The sequence below is a fragment of the Janthinobacterium sp. LS2A genome (genome assembly GCF_036543145.1).
Taxonomy (GTDB): Bacteria; Pseudomonadota; Gammaproteobacteria; order Burkholderiales; family Burkholderiaceae_D; genus Janthinobacterium; species Janthinobacterium aestuarii.
The window spans coordinates 31,711-49,287 of record NZ_JAZHPB010000004.1; the positions used below are offsets into that span (position 1 = coordinate 31,711).

11 protein-coding genes are annotated in these 17,577 nt (G+C 65.1%); 6 read left to right on the forward strand and 5 right to left on the reverse strand.

Going from position 1 to position 17,577, the window contains the following annotated elements; genetic code table 11:
* Positions 1-20 precede the first annotated feature (20 nt).
* On the reverse strand, positions 21-803 hold the full coding sequence (locus tag V3C40_RS12910) for a 3-hydroxybutyrate dehydrogenase (protein WP_046684805.1): 783 nt from the start codon (positions 801-803) through the stop codon (positions 21-23).
* Positions 804-895: 92 nt separating this feature from the next.
* On the reverse strand, positions 896-1,957 hold the full coding sequence (locus V3C40_RS12915) for an AraC family transcriptional regulator (RefSeq protein ID WP_331777634.1): 1,062 nt from the start codon (positions 1,955-1,957) through the stop codon (positions 896-898).
* 139 nt (positions 1,958-2,096) lie between these two features.
* On the opposite strand from V3C40_RS12915, the gene V3C40_RS12920 reads away from it, so the two are divergent.
* The 4 genes from V3C40_RS12920 (at position 2,097) to V3C40_RS12935 (ending at position 9,718) form a co-directional block, all read left to right on the forward strand.
* Entirely contained in the window at positions 2,097-3,707 is a 1,611-nt protein-coding gene (locus tag V3C40_RS12920; protein WP_331777635.1) for an FAD-binding oxidoreductase, read from the forward strand.
* Positions 3,704-5,614: a glycerol-3-phosphate dehydrogenase/oxidase gene (locus V3C40_RS12925; protein ID WP_331777636.1), complete on the forward strand. Its 1,911-nt coding sequence runs from the start codon at positions 3,704-3,706 to the stop codon at positions 5,612-5,614. Before V3C40_RS12920 ends, V3C40_RS12925 begins: the two co-directional genes overlap by 4 nt.
* Positions 5,615-5,617: 3 nt before the next feature.
* Positions 5,618-7,195, forward strand: coding sequence for an FGGY-family carbohydrate kinase (locus V3C40_RS12930; RefSeq protein WP_331777637.1), 1,578 nt, complete (start codon positions 5,618-5,620; stop codon positions 7,193-7,195).
* Between the two features lie 249 nt (positions 7,196-7,444).
* A complete protein-coding gene (locus V3C40_RS12935; RefSeq protein WP_331777638.1) occupies positions 7,445-9,718 on the forward strand; it encodes a TonB-dependent hemoglobin/transferrin/lactoferrin family receptor in 2,274 nt (757 codons plus the stop codon).
* Between the two features lie 196 nt (positions 9,719-9,914).
* Here V3C40_RS12935 and V3C40_RS12940 read toward each other — a convergent pair whose 3' ends face one another.
* The 3 genes from V3C40_RS12940 to V3C40_RS12950 all read right to left on the reverse strand — a co-directional run bounded on the left by V3C40_RS12940 (position 9,915) and on the right by V3C40_RS12950 (position 13,844).
* Positions 9,915-11,273, reverse strand: a complete 1,359-nt coding sequence (locus V3C40_RS12940; protein ID WP_072454801.1) for a diguanylate cyclase — start codon at positions 11,271-11,273, stop codon at positions 9,915-9,917.
* 289 nt (positions 11,274-11,562) lie between these two features.
* Positions 11,563-12,756 carry an aminotransferase-like domain-containing protein gene (locus V3C40_RS12945; protein WP_034758412.1) on the reverse strand — a complete coding sequence of 398 codons (1,194 nt, stop codon included), beginning with the start codon at positions 12,754-12,756 and terminating at the stop codon, positions 11,563-11,565.
* A gap of 176 nt (positions 12,757-12,932) precedes the next feature.
* A complete protein-coding gene (locus V3C40_RS12950; RefSeq protein WP_219329845.1) occupies positions 12,933-13,844 on the reverse strand; it encodes a DMT family transporter in 912 nt (303 codons plus the stop codon).
* A 137-nt stretch (positions 13,845-13,981) separates the two neighbouring features.
* Here V3C40_RS12950 and V3C40_RS12955 point away from each other — a divergent pair, with 137 nt between their 5' ends.
* A complete protein-coding gene (locus V3C40_RS12955; RefSeq protein ID WP_331777639.1) occupies positions 13,982-15,415 on the forward strand; it encodes an aminotransferase-like domain-containing protein in 1,434 nt (477 codons plus the stop codon).
* A gap of 88 nt (positions 15,416-15,503) precedes the next feature.
* On the forward strand, positions 15,504-17,423 hold the full coding sequence (gene htpG / locus V3C40_RS12960) for a molecular chaperone HtpG (RefSeq protein WP_034758403.1): 1,920 nt from the start codon (positions 15,504-15,506) through the stop codon (positions 17,421-17,423).
* The last annotated feature ends 154 nt before the right edge of the window (positions 17,424-17,577 follow it).

A 17,577-nucleotide genomic window follows, 5' to 3' on the forward strand; every position in this document is an offset into this window, starting at 1 on the left:
CTGCCGGAGACGCTGCGTGTTTACTGCATATGCCAGCCGTGGCTGACGACAATCGATTGGCCGCTCAAGGCCGTCGACGGGAATGCCGCCAGGAAGACGGCCGTTTGCGCCACGTCTTGCGTGGTGGTGAATTCGCCGTCGATGGTGTCTTTCAGCATCACTTTCTTGATCACGTCTTCTTCGCTGATGTTCAGCTGGGCCGCCTGTTCGGGGATTTGCTTGTCGACCAGCGGCGTGCGCACGAAGCCCGGGCAGATGACGTTGGCGCGGATGCCGTCCTTCGCGCCTTCCTTGGCCACCACCTTGGCCAGGCCCAGCAAGCCGTGCTTGGCGGCCACGTAGGCGCTCTTGAACGGCGAGCCTTCGTGCGAGTGCACGGAACCCATGTAGATGATGGCGCCGCCGCGGCCGGCCTTGATCATTTCGCGCATGCAGGCGCGCGTGGTGAGGAAGGCGCCGTCCATGTGAATGGCCAGCATCTTTTTCCATTGGTCGAACGGGTAGTCGACGACGGGGCTGATGATCTGGATACCCGCATTGCTGATCAGGATATCGATGCCGCCGAAGTGGGCCACGGCATCGGCCACGCCCTTGTCGACCTGTTCTTCGCTCGAGACATCCATGGCGACGGCAAACGCCTGGCCGCCCGACTGCTTGATTTCCTCGGCCGTCTTGCTGGCCGCTTCCAGGACCAGGTCGGCGATGACGACCTTGGCGCCCTGTTTTGCGTATTCGATGGCCATTTCCTTGCCGATGCCACTGGCGGCGCCGGTAATCAGTGCGACTTTGTCTTTGAGTTGCATATTAATCCTTTGCATTGCGGGTTGGAGTGATCGTGGAAAATCTGACTTTGCCAGTATAGCGAGAAAACGCGGTGTACATGCCCCGCGCACGTCTATGGGGCTTGCTGCCTGTCAAGGATTTCCTGCAGCCGCCAGGCGCCGGGATTGGTGCCCGCCCACGTGCGAAACGCGTGGTTGAACGCGCTTTGTTCCTGGTAGCCGAGCAGGAAGGCGATGTCGACCAGCGACAAATGCGGCTCGCGCAGATAGTCGCGTGCCAGGCCGTACCGGGCCTGGTCCAGCAGGGCCTGGAAGCTGGTGCCGGCGTCGGCCAGCTTGCGCTGCAAGGTGCGCGGCGTCACGGCCAGGCTGGCTGCAACGGTCGCCAGCCGCGCCGAGCCCTGGCGCAAGCCTGCCACGATGGCCGCGTGCACTTGCGCGTCAATGGCGCCGCCAGTGTCCGTTTCAGCCTCGCGCTGCGCCAGCAACTGTTCCGCATGCTGGCACAGCACGGGGTAGAGGCTGACGTCGGCGTTCGGCACGGGCCAGTCCAGCAATTGCGCGTCGAAAGTGGCCGTGTTGGCGCCCGCGCCAAAGGCGGGCAGGCTGCCCAGCACGCGCACGTATTCGTCGCGGTGGGCCGCGTGGCGCAGCAGGTCGCCGCCGCCATCGTGGGTGAAGGCCAGCCGGGCCGGCGGCAGCGGCATGCCGGCCAGCCAGTCGCCGCTGACACGGATGCCGGCAAAGACGCTGTCGACCAGGTGCCGGCTGGCGCCCGGGTAGTTGCTGGTCCAGCGGTAATGCGCGACGGCGCCATCGCGCTGCAGGGCCGACTGGCCCAGGTCGTGCGCCAGCCGTTCATAGCGGGCCGTCTGTTCCAGCACCTGGCCCACGTTGCTGCAGCTGAGTAAAATCAAGCCATAGGCGCTGTACGTGCCCATGCGCACCCGCTGGCCCACGTGCAGGCCGAAATGCGCATCGCCCGCCAGCAGCGCGCCCGCATCGAGCAGGCGCACGTAGTCGCGCGCGGCCAGGCCGGGCGTGGACGCTTCCAGGCTGTGCGGCGCCACGCCGGCCGCTTGCGCCAGGGTGACGCCATCGATGCCGTGCGCGCCGGCCGCTTCGAGCAGCGGCAGCAGATAGGCGCCGGCGACCCGGCCGTCAGTGCTTGTCATGATGGAACAATGCGATTGTCATGAAAAACCAATACCCTTCGTCTGTGGCGGCATATGCTATTGATCTAGCAAGAAAATCAGGCAAGAACAGTATAGCAAGCCGCCGTGGCGCGCAACTGGCCGAATATAGGGGATGTCGATGCAACGCTGGAATGGCTGGGGAGACGAGAGCATCACGTATGCGCTGAGCGGGGACGCGCTGGCGTTTCTGCGCGAGCGCCTGGGGCCTGGCAGCGGCATCGTCGATGCCACCTTCGACGACGCCTGCGCGCAAGTACCCGCTTCGCGCCTGGCGCCGCATCCGCTGATCGACACCCAGCCCGCCACGCGCGTGCGCCATGCGCTCGGCCAAAGCCTGCCCGACTGGTTCAAATTGCGCCATAGCCGCATCGGCGCGGTGCCCGATGGCGTGGCCTTTCCCGACAGCGCGCTGCAGGTGCGCCAGCTGCTCGCGTATGCGCGCCAAGCCTGCGTGGCCGTCATCCCGCATGGTGGCGGCACCAGCGTGGCCGGGCATTTGACGGTAGCGGCGGGACCGCGCCCCGTGCTGTCGGTCAGCCTCGCGCGCCTGCGCGCGCTGGGCCACCTGGACCGCGAAGCGCAGCTGGCCACGTTCGGCGCCGGTGTGTATGGTCCCGACCTGGAAGCGCAGCTGCGCGCGCACGGCTACACCCTGGGCCACTATCCGCAGTCGTTCGAGTATTCGACCCTGGGCGGCTGGATCGCCACGCGCTCGTCGGGCCAGCAATCGTTGCGCTATGGCCGTATCGAGCAGCTGTTCGCGGGCGGCGAAGTGGAAACGCCGGCCGGCACCTTGCGCATCCCCACGTTTCCCGCGTCGGCGGCCGGCATCGACCTGCGCGAAATGGTGCTCGGCTCCGAAGGGCGGCTGGGCATCCTGACGCAAGCGACGGTGCGCGTCTCGCCGCTGCCGCCTTACGAAGCGTTCCATGCCGTGTTCTTTGCGGATTGGGGCCCGGCGCAGGCGGCCGTGCGGGCGCTGGCCCAGTCGCGCCTGCCCTTGTGCATGCTGCGCTTGTCGAACGCCCTGGAAACGCAAACCATGCTGACCCTGGCCGGGCACAAGAAACTGGTGGGACTGCTGGAACGATATTTGTCGCTGCGCGGCTGCGGCGACGGCAAGTGCATGCTGATGCTGGGCACCAGCGGAGAAGCCGGCCCGGCCCGTGCGGCCCTGCGCGGCGCCCTGGCGCTGGCGCGGCGGCATGGCGGCGTGCACGTGGGGCGGCACATGGGCGACAAATGGAAGCAGGGGCGTTTTCGCAACGTCTACCTGCGCAACGGCGCGTGGGAGCACGGCTATGTGATCGACACGGTGGAGACGGCCGTCGACTGGCCCCGCGTGGCACCGATGATGGCGGCGCTCGAGCAGGCGGGTGTCAATGCGCTGGCCGCGCATGGCGAGCAGGTGCACGCGTACACGCATCTGTCGCACGTGTACGCGCAGGGCGCCAGCGTCTACACCACCTATGTCTACCGGCTGGCGTCCACGTACGAGGAAAACATGGCGCGCTGGCGTGCCCTGAAAGACGCGGCCGGCGCCGCCATCGTCGCCAACGGCGGCACCATCAGCCACCAGCATGGCGTGGGCACGGACCACGCGCCGTGGCTGGTGGCCGAAAAGGGCGAGCTGGGCATCGCCGCCATGCGCGCGCTGCTGCGCCAGTTCGATCCGCAGGGCATGATGAATCCCGGTAAGCTGCTGCCTGACGCGGGAAGTGGATTGTGAACAGGGACGATTTGCCCGGCCTCCTGGCGCGCGAGTGGGACGTGCTGATCGTCGGCGGCGGCATCACGGGCGCCGGCATCTTGCTGGAAGCGGCGCGGCGCGGTTTGACGGCGCTGCTGGTGGAGCAGCGCGATTTCGCCTGGGGCACCTCGAGCCGCTCCTCGAAGCTCGTGCATGGCGGCTTGCGCTACCTGAAGCAGGGCCAGTTCGCGCTGACGCGCGAATCGGTGCACGAGCGGCAAACCTTGCTGACGGATGCGGCCGGGCTGGTCGAGCCGCAAGGCTTTGCCTTTGGCGATTACAGGGGCAGGAAGCCGGGGCGGCGCCAGTTCATGCTGGGCCTGGCCATCTACGACGTGATGGCGGGCCGGCGCGCGCGCCGCTATGTCGACGCGGCGGATTTCGCCATGCTGGCGCCGCATATCCGGCGCGACGGCCTGCAGGGCGGCATGCTGTACCAGGATGCCAAGACGGACGACGCGCGCCTGGTGCTGCGCGTGCTGCAGGAAGCGCGCCGCCATGGCGGCGTGGCCGTCAATTACCTGGGCGTGGCGTCCTTGCTGCACGACGGTGGCAAGGTCGCCGGCGCCACCTTGACCGATGCGCTCGATGGCAGGGCATTCACCATGCGTGCGCGCCTGGTGATCAGCGCCACGGGCGCCTGGGCAGACGCCTTGCGCGGGCAGGTCGGAGAAACGCCGAAACTGCGGCCCCTGCGCGGCAGCCATCTGCTGCTGCCCGCCTGGCGGCTGCCGCTGGCGCAAGCCGTCAGCCTGATGCACCCGCATGATGGCCGCCCCGTGTTTGCGTATCCGTGGGAGGGTGTGACCCTGGTGGGCACCACCGATGTCGACCACGGCGCCAGCCTGGACGTGGAGCCGGCCATCACGCGCGGCGAACTTGCGTATCTGCTGGCCGCCTTGCAGTGGCAGTTCCCGCAGCTGGCGCTGGGCGAAGGCGATGTGCTGGCCACGTTTGCCGGCGTGCGTCCCGTGATCGGCAGCGGCCAGCTTGACCCGTCGAAGGAAGCGCGCGAACATGCGCTATGGCTGGAAAACGGCTTGCTGACGGTGGCGGGCGGCAAGCTGACGACGTTTCGCGTGATCGCCCTCGACGCATTGCGCCGCGCCGCGCCGCTGCTGCCGGGCTGGCAGGCGGATTTGCGGCCCTTGCCGATTTTCGATGCCACGCCACCGTTGTCGGGCAAGGCCCTGGCGCTAGATGCCGAACAGCGCGAACGGCTGCTGGGCCGTCATGGCGCGGGGGCGCAGGCGCTGTGCGATGCGGCACAGGACGGCGAACTGGCGCCGATTCCCGGCACGCAGACCCTGTGGGCGCAGCTGCGCTGGGGCGCGCGCATGGAAGACGTGCAGCACCTGGACGACTTGCTGCTGCGGCGCACGCGCCTCGGTTTGCAGCTGGCCGGCGGTGGGCTTGCTATCATGCCGCGCCTGCGCGCCATCTGCCAGCGTGAACTGGGCTGGGACGACGCGCGCTGGGAGGCAGAGCAGCAGCGCTATCTGGCCCTGTGGCGCCGCCATTACAGCGTGCCGCAGGGTGAAGAAAACCATAAAAATAAGGAGAGCATCATCGAGACCATCCTGTTTGGCCAGCCCCTGGAACTGGGCGACGCGCGCATCACCTACGACAGCCTGTCGCCGCTGGACTTGCGCCGGAGCGTGGACGTCCTCGTCGACGACCTGGGCGAAGACCTGCTGCAAATCACGTGCGCGAATGGCGACATCGTCGACGTGGGCTGGTATCCGGCGTGGAACGAACAGGGGCGCTTGCGCGTGGTGGCCGTGCGCGGGCAGGACTGGGAAGCGCCTGTCTTCAGCGCGCAGCCTGACAAGGATCCGCAAGCGCTGCTGCAGGCGCTGCGCGCCGCGCTGGCCAGCCTGGCATAAGCCATGGCCTCCTTGGCGGGCGACGGCCCGTATATCCTTGCCATCGACAATGGCACGCAAAGCGTGCGCGCGCTGCTGTTCGACCAGGATGGCAATCTGGCGGCAAAGGCGCAAGTGTTCCTCGAAGCGTACTATTCCGATCACCCCGGCTGGGCCGAGCATGACGCCGACGGCTACTGGCAAGCCGTGTGCGCAGCGTGCCAGCAGCTGTGGCGCGGCACGGACATCAATAAATCCTTGGTGGCCGGCGTGGCCGTGACGACGCAGCGCGGCACGGTCGTCAACGTGGATGAAGAGGGCCAGCCCTTGCGGCCCGCCATCACCTGGCTGGACCAACGCAGCACGCGCGACATCCCCCAGTTGGCGCCATGGTGGCGCGCCGCCTTCCGCGCCACGCGCCTCGATGGCACGATCACGTACTTCCGCCGCGAGGCCGAGATCAACTGGATCAGCGCGCACCAGCCCGACGTCTGGCGCCGCACGCACAAATTCCTGCTGCTGTCGGGCTTTTTGAACCATCGCCTCTGCGGAAAATACATCGATTCGACGGGTTCGCAAGTGGCGTACATCCCGTTCGACTACAAGCGCCACGCGTGGGCAGGGCGCTTCGACTGGAAGTGGCAGGCGCTGGCGATCAAGCCGTCCATGCTGCCGGAACTGGTGGCGCCGGGCACGCGCATGGGCGCCATCACGGCATCGGCCGCCGCGGCGACGGGCATCCCCGAGGGTACGCCGCTGCTGGCGGCCGCCGCCGACAAGGCCTGCGAAGTGCTGGGCGCCGGCTGCGTCGAACCGCACGTGGCGTGCCTGAGCTACGGCACCACGGCCACCATCAACACGACCAACCGCAAATACGTGGAAGTGACGCGCTTCATTCCGCCGTATCCGGCCGCCATGCCGGGCGCCTACAGCACGGAAGTGCAGATTTTCCGCGGCTACTGGATGGTCAACTGGTTCAAGGAACAGTTCGGCGACCGCGAACGGGCGGCGGCGGCCGAAGATGGCACGGGCTTGTCCGCCGAAGCCTTGTTCGACCGCCTGGTCGACGCCGTGCCGCCCGGCTCCATGGGCCTGATGCTGCAGCCGTACTGGAGTCCCGGCATCAAGGTGCCGGGCCCGGAAGCGAAGGGCGCCATGATCGGTTTTGGCGATGTGCATACGCGCGCGCACATCTACCGCGCCATTCTCGAAGGCCTCGCGTATGCGCTGCGCGAAGGCAAGGAACGCATCGAGCGGCGCAGCGGCATTGCCATCACGGAGCTGCGCATCGCGGGCGGTGGTTCGCAAAGCGACGCCGCCATGCAGCTGACGGCCGACATCTTCGGCTTGCCGGCCGCGCGCGCCCACGTGTATGAAAGTTCGGGCCTGGGCGCGGCCATCGCCGCCAGCGTAGGCCTGGGCTGGCATGCGGATTTCCCCGCCGCCGTGCAGGCGATGACGCGCAAGGGCAAGGTATTCCAGCCGCATCCCGAGCACCGCAAGATCTACGAGCAGCTGTACCGGCGCGTGTACCAGAAAATGTATGCGCGGCTGCAGCCCCTGTACCGCGAGATCGCCGACATCACCGGCTATCCGGAATAGCCAATCATTAAATCGTATTGCGAATCATTCGCATCCGATATATGATGTGTTCCGCATTTCACTAAGGCAACTTATCCCGGTGACTGCAGTGCGCCGCCGGCCATGCGCCGGCGGCGTGTCCGCGCGGGCAGAGTTCCGCCGCAACGCTTCCTTCAACGCCGCCGCTTGATCGTGCACCGCTGTCCTCTGCCCTTGCATTTTTTCATTCCACAAGCATCGAGCAGCAAGCAAACCCAGGCAAGGATAGCGATGAAGAGCAGCAGCAAACAACGATTGACCCCGCTGGCCGCCGCGCTGGCGCTGGCATTGGGTGGCGCGCACGGCCACGCGTGGGCGGTGGCGATGGCCGACAAGACCGAGAAGGCCGACGCCGTGCAGATGCCCGCCATCAGCGTGTTCGGCGACGCCATCAGTGCCGGCACGGCCGGACGCTCGTATATCAACAGCGCCGACATCGAACGCCAGCAGGCCGACAATGTCGCGTCCCTGCTCGACACCTTGCCCGGCGTGGACCTGGCCGGTACGGCCCGTCCCAGCGGCCAGAGCCTCAATATCTGGGGTTTCAACAAGGTGCAGGACGTGAAAGTCATCCTCGATGGCGTGCCCAAGGGCTTCGAGAAATACCGCCAGGGTTCCATCTTCATCGAGCCGGAACTGATCAAGCAGATCGAAGTGAACAAGGGCGCGCATACGAGCTTGTATGGCAATGGCGGCTTCGGCGGCGTCATCACGGTCGAGACCAAGGATGCGCAGGACTTGCTGGAAGGCGGCGAGAAAGTGGGCGCCATGCTCAAGTATTCGCGCCACTCGAACAATGGAGAAAACGACGCCACCGTGGCCGTCTACGGCCGCACGGAAGATGGCCGCTTCGATGCGATGGCCTTCACGACGCAGCGCAAGTCCGACGATTTGCGCAAGCCCGATGGCAAGCCATTCCGCTTTTCCGCCATCGATGCGCCATCGAGCCTGGCCAAGCTGAATATCCGGCTGACGCCGGAGCAGCTCTTGACCCTGACGGCCATGAAGAGCGGAAGCTCGGGCTGGGGCCCGTTCGCCGCCATGGGCGAGGACGTGCCCACGCCGACCGAGGCGGAAATCAAAAAATACGGACTGGAAGAGGCGTGGCAGCGCAAGGCCGTGTACCGCGACCAGGACGACGATACGTATTCCGTGAAGTGGCAGTACGCGCCGCAGAACAACCGATGGATCAAGCTGACGGCCAGCGCCGGCTATTCGCACACGGACCAGCATGACAAGCGCCTGCCCTCCGCTTCACTCGGTTCCTACCTGGGGTCCCTGGGCAACGAGAGCTGGGCTTCGTACGTGGACCGCATCGCCGAGGTACGCAACGAAAGCGTATTTAGCACGGGCGCCGTGTCGCACGTGCTGCTGACGGGCCTGCAATGGCACAAGAACGTGCGCGACACTCTGATGTATTACCCGTCGTCGACGGCGCTGAAGGACCCCAGCTACAACTATGGCTACTTCCAGCCCTACTACATGCCGGCCGGGCGCCAGGAAACCACGGGCCTGTATCTGCAGGATGCGATGACGTATGGCGACGTGACGGTGACGGCGGCGCTGCGCCACGACAGAGTCGTTTCCGAGGGCGTGCCGAACAAGGCGTCGCGCTACAACAGCCCGCTGGCGGCGGCTGGCCACGACTTCAGCGAAAAGGCGCACGAAGACTGGTCGCCGCGCCTGGGCCTGTTCTGGAAGGCATCCAGCACGCTGGCCTTGTTCGGCGACTTGAGCCGCACTTGGCGTGCGCCGACGATCGACGAGATGTACTCGAATGAATACTATGTATCGGCCAGACAGGGTTCATCGACGCCGGGTACCAGCCGCGACCTGGCCGTCGAACGGGTGACGGCCATGCGCACGGGCGTCATGCTGCACCGGCAAAACGTGTTCATGGAACGCGACGACGTGCAGCTGCGCCTGACGGCGTACCGGAACCGCGTCAGCGACAATATCGGCCCGCGCCTGGGTATCCTGATCGAAGGCTATGTGCCGGGATCGGGCAAGGTGCCGCCGGCCCTGTCGTCCTACCGCAACCTGGCCGGTTTCCGCACGCAGGGCGTGGAAGTCGAGTCTTACTACAATTCGCCGCGCCTGTTTGCCAGCGCTTCGCTGTCGAAGCAGCGCGGCACGCGCACCGGTTCCCAGCGCGACCCGTGGGGCCAGGACGAAGCCGTGTCGACCATCGCGCCCGATAAACTGATGGCGGGCCTGGGCTGGCGCATGCCCGACCTGGGCGCCAGCATCGGCTGGCAGGGCCGCTTCGTGGCGAAGCAGGAGCGCGTCTTGCCGGTGGGGAATGTGTACCGCCTGCCGCCATCGAAAGGCTATGCGCTGCATACCGTGTTTGCGTCGTGGAATGGCCGGCAAGGCGTGTGGCGCGGCACGGAGGTGCGGCTGACGGTTGATAATGTTTTCAACCGCAATTACATGCCCTACTTGAGCGAAGCCGTTACCGGCGTGGGGAGGAATGCGAAGTTGAGTGTGTCTAGAAAATTCTGATTACTTCTGAAAATGGCGGGCCGGAGACGCGGGCCTGAGAAAATGCCGATGGCGGCGTTGCAGCTTCCTTGCCGTACATTCGTACTGTCTGCGTCGCTGCGCCTTGCCCTCGACATTTTTCAGGCCCGCTTGGCCCCGGGGTGCCTTTGCGTGGGACGTGGGCCTACTCTTTGTTTGCCGCATGTCTTGCTAAGCTTTAACGCAGTACGATCGCCTTGACCGTCTCCCAGGCCGTGCTGCCCGAGTGGGTGGCGCGGACCTGGTTGCGGCCCGCTTCCTTGGCCACGTACAGGGCGCGGTCGGCGGCGACGAACAGGGCTTCGCGGTCGTCCAGCTGGTGCGGGCGGATGGTGGCCACGCCGATGCTGACGGTGATCCATGGCGACGTGCTTGACCGCGGGTGCGGCAGTTGCAGCGCTTCGATGCTGGCGCGGATGGCTTCGGCCAGGTGCAGGGCGCTGTCGGCGTCCGTGTCGGCGAACAGCAAGACGAATTCCTCGCCGCCGTAGCGGGCCGCCAGGTCGCCGGAGCGGCTGGCGTGGGCGGCGATCGCCTGCGCCACCTGCTGCAGGCAGAGGTCGCCGGCCGGGTGGCCCAGGCTGTCGTTGTACAGCTTGAAGTGGTCGACGTCGAGCACCACCAGCGACAGGGCGCCGCCGCCGCGCACGGCGCGCTGCCATTCTTTTTCAAGGAAGCTGTCGAAATGCCGGCGGTTGGCGATCTGCGTCAGCGGGTCGAGATAGGCGGCGCGCTGCAGCGCGTCTTCCGACTGCTTGTGGTGCGTGATGTCGTGCAGCAGGCCGATATACAGGGGCTGGCGCAGATACATGGGCGTCAAGGTCAGGTCCATGCTCAGCGCCGCGCCGTTGCGGTGGCGGATCGCCACTTCGCGCGTGCCGTGGTTGTGCGCTTTTTCCGGATTGGCCGCGTGCATGGCGAAATAATCGAGGTATTCCTGCGTCACGAGGGGGCTGAGCAGCTCTCCGATGAAGCGCCCGGCCAGTTCGTTTTCGCGGTAGCCAAGGTACTGGTCGCAGGCCGGGTTGGTGTACTGGATGCGGCCATCGGCCTCGATGATCAGCAAGCCCTCGGCCATGTTGTTGACGATGGTGCGCAGGCGCTCGGCCTGTTCCTGCTGCGTTTCATTGTTGCTGCGGATTTTCAGCTGGGCGCGCACGCGCGCGCACACTTCGGCCATGCGCAGCGGCTTGCTGATATAGTCGACGGCGCCGCAGTCGAGACCGGCCACCACGTCTTCCGTTTCCGTCTTGGCGCTCATGAAGATGACGGGGATGCGCTGCGTCAGCGGATGCTGCTTGAGGCGGCGGCACGTTTCGATGCCGTCCATGTCCGGCATCAGCACGTCGAGCAGGATCAGGTCGGGCTGGGCGCGCTGGGCGATCGCCAGCGCCCGCTCGCCGGACGTGGCGACATAGGTTTGATAACCCTGTTCGCTCATCAGCTTGCGCAGCAGCTCAAGGTTGGCCGGCGCATCGTCGACAATCAAAATGGCGGCTTCATGCCGCTGGGAATGCTCCACACTGCCTGGACTCATTGCTTCCGGCCTTCTCGATGTACTCTGCGCTGCCTGCGTTTGCTGCATATTCGGTGATGCTGACCGGGTTCAAATCTGATACAGCCGTCAAATCATACCGCCTCGCCATTTTTTTGGGTGAAAAAATCGATGTTACGCGAGCAATGAAAGTATTATTTTTATGATATTTTTAAAAATAAATACACGCAATTGCTATCATGAAAGCGGTTTTTAGGCGGAAAAGACGCGTGCCCCTGGTGCGGGGCAGCGGGGGACACGCCCCGCGGCAAGCGGGGCGTGGAGAGTGCCATTACATTTTTGCGGCGATCAGTTTGCCCAGGATGGCGATGCCTTCGCGGATGCGTTCCGGCGGTACTGTCACGAACGACAGGCGCAGAGTATGCGTGTCGGGCGTGTTCGCGTAGAACGGCGCGCCCGGTACGAAGGCGACCTTGTTGGCGATGGCTTCATCGAGCAGTTTCATCGCGTCGATGTGTTTCGGCAGGGTGACCCAGATGAACATGCCGCCTTCCGGCTTGGTCCACGTGACGCCGGCCGGGAAGTGTTCTTCCAGCGCCGACAGCATGGCCTGGCACTGGTTGCCATACAGGCTGCGGATGCTGGGAATATGCCGGTCCAGGAAGCCATCCTTGATTACTTCATGCACGACCATCTGCGTCAGCTGCGAGGTGTGCAGGTCGGCCGCCTGCTTGGCCAGTTCCAGGCGGCGCACGAGCGGCATCGGCGCCACCACGTAGCCGAGGCGGATGCCTGGCGTGAGCACTTTCGAGAACGAGCCCATGTAGATGACGCCGTCCGGATTCATGTTGATCATCTTCGGATACGGCTCGCCGCTGTAGCTGAGGGCGCCGTACGGATCATCCTCGATCAGCGGCAGGCCGTGGCGGGCGCAGGTTTCCACCAGCTCCACGCGGCGCGCCACGGACAGGCTGCGGCCCGTCGGGTTCTGGAAGTTCGGCAGCGCGTACAGCAGGCGGGCGCCATCGGCGACGGGGTTGATCGACGATGGCACCAGGCCTTCGTCATCGGTATCGACGGAAACGAATTCGGGACGATAGACGGAGAATGCCTGCAGGGCGCCCAGGTAGCTGGGGGTTTCCACCAACACTTTGCTGCCTTCGTCGATCAGGACCTTGCCCAGCAAGTCCAGCGCCTGCTGCGAGCCGGACGTCATCAGCACCTGTTCTGGCAGGATGGTGCTGCCATTGCCCGACAGCGAGTCGGCGATCCACTGGCGCAGCGGCAGGTAGCCGTCGGTCGGGCCGTATTGCAGGGCCACCTTGCCATTGTTCGACAGGACCTTGTCGAAGGCGGTCTTCATTTCTTCCACGGGGAAGGTGGCGGGCGAGGGCAGGCCGCCGGCAAACGAGATGATCTCGGGACGCTGCGTGATCTTCAGTATTTCGCGGATGAACGAGCTTTGCAGCTGTTCCGCGCGTTCGGCAAAGCGCCATTGGATCGGATTCGGATTTTCAATTTTCATACGAGTCTCACAGAAGATGCCGAGCTGCGCCGGCTGGATTTGTTGGCCCGCTTGTGGCGGTGCGTTCGCAAGCGGCGCCGGATAGGCGTCGCCATGGTGCTGCGGTATTGTACGGCTTGCACGCCGCCGTGCCCATGTGCACGCGCAACGGCGTTGCAAATGGGCGTCAAGAAACCTTACTTCAGCTTGCGTCCGATGGCCACCACGGCGATCACGGCGCCGGCAAACAGCAGGCTTTCGCCCGTCAATGGCTCGTTCAGCAGCACGGCCGCGCCCAGCAAGGTGAGGAAGGGCTGCAGCAGCTGCGTCTGCCCCACACGGGCCACGCCGCCCAGCGCCATGCCCCGGTACCAGAAAAAGAAGCCGATAAACATGGAAAACACGGAAATATAGGCAAAGCCCAGCCACGCCGCGCCGCTGGCCTGCGCCATCAGCGCGCGCTGGGGCCAGGCGTTCCACAGGACCACGGGCAAGACAAAAGGCACGGCCAGCAGCAGCGCCCAGCAAATCACATGCTGGCCCGGCATGGCTTGCGCCAGGCGTCCGCCTTCCGCATAGCCGAGTGCCGCCAGCAGCACGGCGGCAAAGATCAGCCAGTCGGCCACGTGGAAGCTGCCGCCGCCCTGGCGCAGCGCGAACGCCACCACCAGAGCCGTGCCGAGCAGGGCCATCAGCCAGAAGCCGGCCGAGGGGCGCTCCTTGCCGCGCAGTACGGCAAACACGGCGGTGGCCAGCGGCAAAATGCCCACCAGCACGGCGCCGTGCGAGGCGGGCAGGCTGCGCATGGCGATCGACGTCAGCCACGGGAAGCCCACCACGCAGCCCAGCGACACCAGGGTCAGCGGCAGCCATTGTTCGCGGCGCGGCAGCGGTGCGCGCTGCTGCCACAGCCACAGGCCGGCCAGGCAGGCGGCGACCAAGGCGCGGCCCAGGGCGACAAAGGTGGGATCGAGTTCGGCCACGGCCAGCCGCGTAAAGGGCAGGGTCAGGCTGAAGAGGGCGACGGCGATCAAGCCCAGTAGCAGGCCCTTGCGGTCGGCGCCGAGGCGCAGGGAATGGCTGGGGGAAGGTGTGGCGTGCGATGGCATGGCTGTCCTGGTACGGGTGGTGTGGAATAAAGGCGGGCAGATGTGGATGAATGCGCCCGGTACTGCTATCCTAGGGCGCAATAGCAATACAGTACAAATACACTTTTACGCATAACTCCACATACTGTAATGGTCATATGAGCAATACACTCGCCTCTCCGTCCCTGCCCTTGCTGTCGCGCGCCTCGGGCGAAACCCTGATCGACCAGATCGCGCGTTCGCTGGTGGCGCGCATCGATGACAAGCTGCTGCGCGGCGGCGCGCGCATGCCGTCGATCCGCCAGTGCGCGGCCAGCCTGGACGTGTCGTGCGCCACGGTGGTGGCCAGCTACGACAAGCTGGTGGCGCGCGGCTACCTGGAATCGCGGCGCGGCGCCGGCTTTTTCGTGCGCGAGCGCTCGCCCCTGAACACGCCGGCGGCGCCCGCTGGCGCGCAGGACGCAGCGGCGCAGCCGATGGACGTGGTGTGGCTGATCCGTAACATGTTCCGCCAGACGCCGGCCATTCCCGCGCCCGGCATCGGCATGTTGCCCGCCGAGTGGCTCGATGGCGACCTCGTGGCGCGCGCCTTGCGCGAAGTCAGCCGCCAGCCCGGCAGTTTGTTGCTCGGCTATGGCATGCCGCAAGGTTTCTTGCCGCTGCGCCAGCAGTTGCAGCTGAAGCTGGCGGGGCTGGAAATCGCCTGCCCGCCCGAGCAGATCGTCACCACGGTGGGCGTGATGCAGGCGCTGGACCTGGTGGCGCGCGAGTTTGCCCGCCCCGGCGACACCATCTTCGTCGACGATCCCGCGTACTGGCTGATGTTCGGCGCCTTTGCCGCCATGGGCGTGAACGTCATCGGCATCCCGCGCCTCGGCGACGGCCCCGATATCGCCGTGCTGGCCGAGCTGGCGGCCCTGCACCGTCCGAAGCTGTACGTGATCAACTCGGTGCTGCACAACCCCAGCTCGACGTCGCTGTCGGCAGCCAAGGCGTTCCAGGTGCTGCGCCTGGCCGAACAGCACGATTTCCTCATCGTCGAGGATGACATCTATTGCGACATGCACCCGGGCGGCGCGGTGCAGCCGGCCACGCGCCTGGCCGCGCTGGACCAGCTGCGCCGCGTGATTTACCTGGGCGGCTTTTCCAAGAGCCTGGCGGCGAACCTGCGCGTGGGCTTCATCGCCACATCAAATGAGCGGGCGCAGCGCCTGGCCGACCGCAAGATGCTGGCGACCCTCACCACCAGCGACATCGGCGAAAGGGTCGTGTATAAAATCCTCTCGCAGGGGCTGTACCGCAAGCATGCGGAGCGTCTGCGCGCGCGGCTCGACAAGGTGCGCGAGGGTACGTATCGCAAGGTCGAACAGGCAGGCTTGCGCTTCGATCCCGCGCCGGCCGGCATGTTCGTGTGGGCCGATGCGGGCTGCGACACGAATGTCCTGGCCGAAAAGGCGCTGGCCGAGGGGCTGGTGCTGGCGCCGGGCAGCCTGTTCTCGCCGCGCCAGCTGCCGTCGACCCGCATGCGCCTGAACCTGGCCACGGTGCAGGACGAGCGGGTGTGGGCGTTTTTCGCCCGCGCGCTGGGTTAGAGGCGACTTTCGGCAGCCGCTCTTGAAATCGCTGGCACCATCCCCAACTCCGTAGAATCCGTCCCATCCACAAGACTATGAGGTAAAAATGGCTGTCTCCGAAAAGCAAACCCTGGGTTTTCAGACCGAAGTGAAGCAAATGCTGCACCTGATGATCCATTCCCTGTACTCGAACAAGGAAATCTTCCTGCGCGAATTGATCTCGAACGCGTCCGACGCGGCCGACAAATTGCGCTTTGAAGCGATCGATAACGACGCCCTGTACGGCAACGATCACGAATTGAAGATCAAGGTCAGCTTCGACAAGGATGCGCGCACCATCACCATTTCCGACAACGGCATCGGCATGACCCGCGACGAGGCGATCTCGCACCTGGGTACCATCGCCAAGTCGGGCACCAAGGAATTCTTCGGCAAGCTGTCTGGCGACCAGCAGCAGGATGCGGCCCTGATCGGCCAGTTCGGCGTGGGCTTCTATTCGGGCTTCATCGTCGCCGACAAGATCACCGTCGAAACGCGCCGCGCCGGCGCGGACGCCTCCGAAGGCGTGCGCTGGGAATCGGCCGGCGAAGGCGATTACAGCATCGAGACCATCGAAAAAACGGGCCGCGGCACGGACATCATCCTGCACCTGCGCGAAGGCGAGGACGAACTGCTGTCGAGCTGGAAGATCAAGTCCATCATCCGCAAGTACTCGGACCATATCTCGCTGCCGATCGTGATGCAGAAGGAAGAGTGGGACGACGAGAAAAAAGAAACCGTCCTGAAAGACGAATTCGAAACCGTCAACCAGGCCAGCGCCCTGTGGGCCCGCAACAAGGCCGACATCACGCCGGAACAGTACGACGAATTCTACAAGCACGTATCGCACGACTTCCAGTCGCCGCTCACGCACACGCATAACCGCGTGGAAGGCCGCAGCGAATACACGCAGCTGCTGTACATCCCGGCCAAGGCGCCGTTCGACATGTGGGACCGCAACAAGCGCGGCGGCATCAAGCTGTACGTCAAGCGCGTCTTCATCATGGACGATGCCGAGCAGCTGATGCCGACCTACCTGCGCTTCGTGCGCGGGGTGATCGACTCGGCCGACCTGCCGCTGAACGTATCGCGTGAAATCCTGCAGGAGTCGCGCGACGTCAAGGTCATCCGCGAAGGCTCGACCAAGCGCGTGCTGGGCATGCTGGAAGAACTGGCGAACGCGGACGAGCAGGACAAGAAGGACAAGTACGCCGTCTTCTGGAAGGAATTCGGCCAGGTGCTGAAAGAAGGCATCGGCGAAGACGCGGCCAACAAGGAACGCCTGGCCAAGCTGCTGCGCTTTGCGTCGACGGCCAACGACAGCGACGAGCAAATCACCTCGTTCGCCGACTACGTGGCGCGCATGAAGGAAGGCCAGGACAAGATCTATTACGTCACGGCCGACAACTACGCCGCCGCGAAAAACAGCCCGCACCTGGAAATCTTCCGCAAGAAGGGCGTCGAAGTGCTGCTGCTGACGGACCGTGTCGATGAATGGATGCTGTCGTTTATCCAGGACTTCGAAGGCAAGGAACTGGTCTCCGTCGCCAAGGGTGGCCTGGACCTGGGCGCGCTGGAAGACGAAGCGGAAAAGAAGGAGCACGAAGAAACGGAAACCTCGTACGCCGACCTGGTGGGCAAGATGAAGACGGTGCTGGCCGACAAGGCCAAGGACGTGCGCGTCACGTTCCGCCTGACCGATTCGCCAGCCTGCCTGGTGGCCGATGAAAACGAATTGTCGGGCAACCTGCTGCGCATGCTCAAAGCGGCGGGCCAGAGCGCGCCGGAATCGAAGCCTATCCTGGAAATCAATCCGAACCACCCGCTGGTGACGCGCCTGAAATACGAAGATGCGGAAGGCGGCAAGTTTGGCGACTGGGCCAACATCCTGTTCGACCAGGCCATGCTGGCCGAAGGCGGCTCGCTGGCCGACCCGGCCAGTTTCGTGAAACGCCTCAACGAATTGCTGCTCAATTCGGCGAAGTAATCACCACCGCATGCCTAAAATGTAGACGTAGGTCGGATTAGCGCAGCGTAATCCGACACGGCGGCGGTGACCGATGTACTGAAGCCGGCCCTTTCCTCCCGAAAGGGCCGGCTTTTTTCATGCGCATGCCCCAAGCCCTGGCTGCGGCGACTTC

Coding starts and splice junctions, on each gene's coding strand:
- V3C40_RS12910 (WP_046684805.1), bottom strand. CDS start 803: ATGCAACTCAAAGACAAAGTCGCACTGATTACCGGCGCCGCCAGTGGC.
- V3C40_RS12915 (WP_331777634.1), bottom strand. CDS start 1,957: ATGACAAGCACTGACGGCCGGGTCGCCGGCGCCTATCTGCTGCCGCTG.
- V3C40_RS12920 (WP_331777635.1), top strand. CDS start 2,097: ATGCAACGCTGGAATGGCTGGGGAGACGAGAGCATCACGTATGCGCTG.
- V3C40_RS12930 (WP_331777637.1), top strand. CDS start 5,618: ATGGCCTCCTTGGCGGGCGACGGCCCGTATATCCTTGCCATCGACAAT.
- V3C40_RS12935 (WP_331777638.1), top strand. CDS start 7,445: ATGAAGAGCAGCAGCAAACAACGATTGACCCCGCTGGCCGCCGCGCTG.
- V3C40_RS12940 (WP_072454801.1), bottom strand. CDS start 11,273: ATGAGTCCAGGCAGTGTGGAGCATTCCCAGCGGCATGAAGCCGCCATT.
- V3C40_RS12945 (WP_034758412.1), bottom strand. CDS start 12,756: ATGAAAATTGAAAATCCGAATCCGATCCAATGGCGCTTTGCCGAACGC.
- V3C40_RS12950 (WP_219329845.1), bottom strand. CDS start 13,844: ATGCCATCGCACGCCACACCTTCCCCCAGCCATTCCCTGCGCCTCGGC.
- V3C40_RS12955 (WP_331777639.1), top strand. CDS start 13,982: ATGAGCAATACACTCGCCTCTCCGTCCCTGCCCTTGCTGTCGCGCGCC.
- htpG (WP_034758403.1), top strand. CDS start 15,504: ATGGCTGTCTCCGAAAAGCAAACCCTGGGTTTTCAGACCGAAGTGAAG.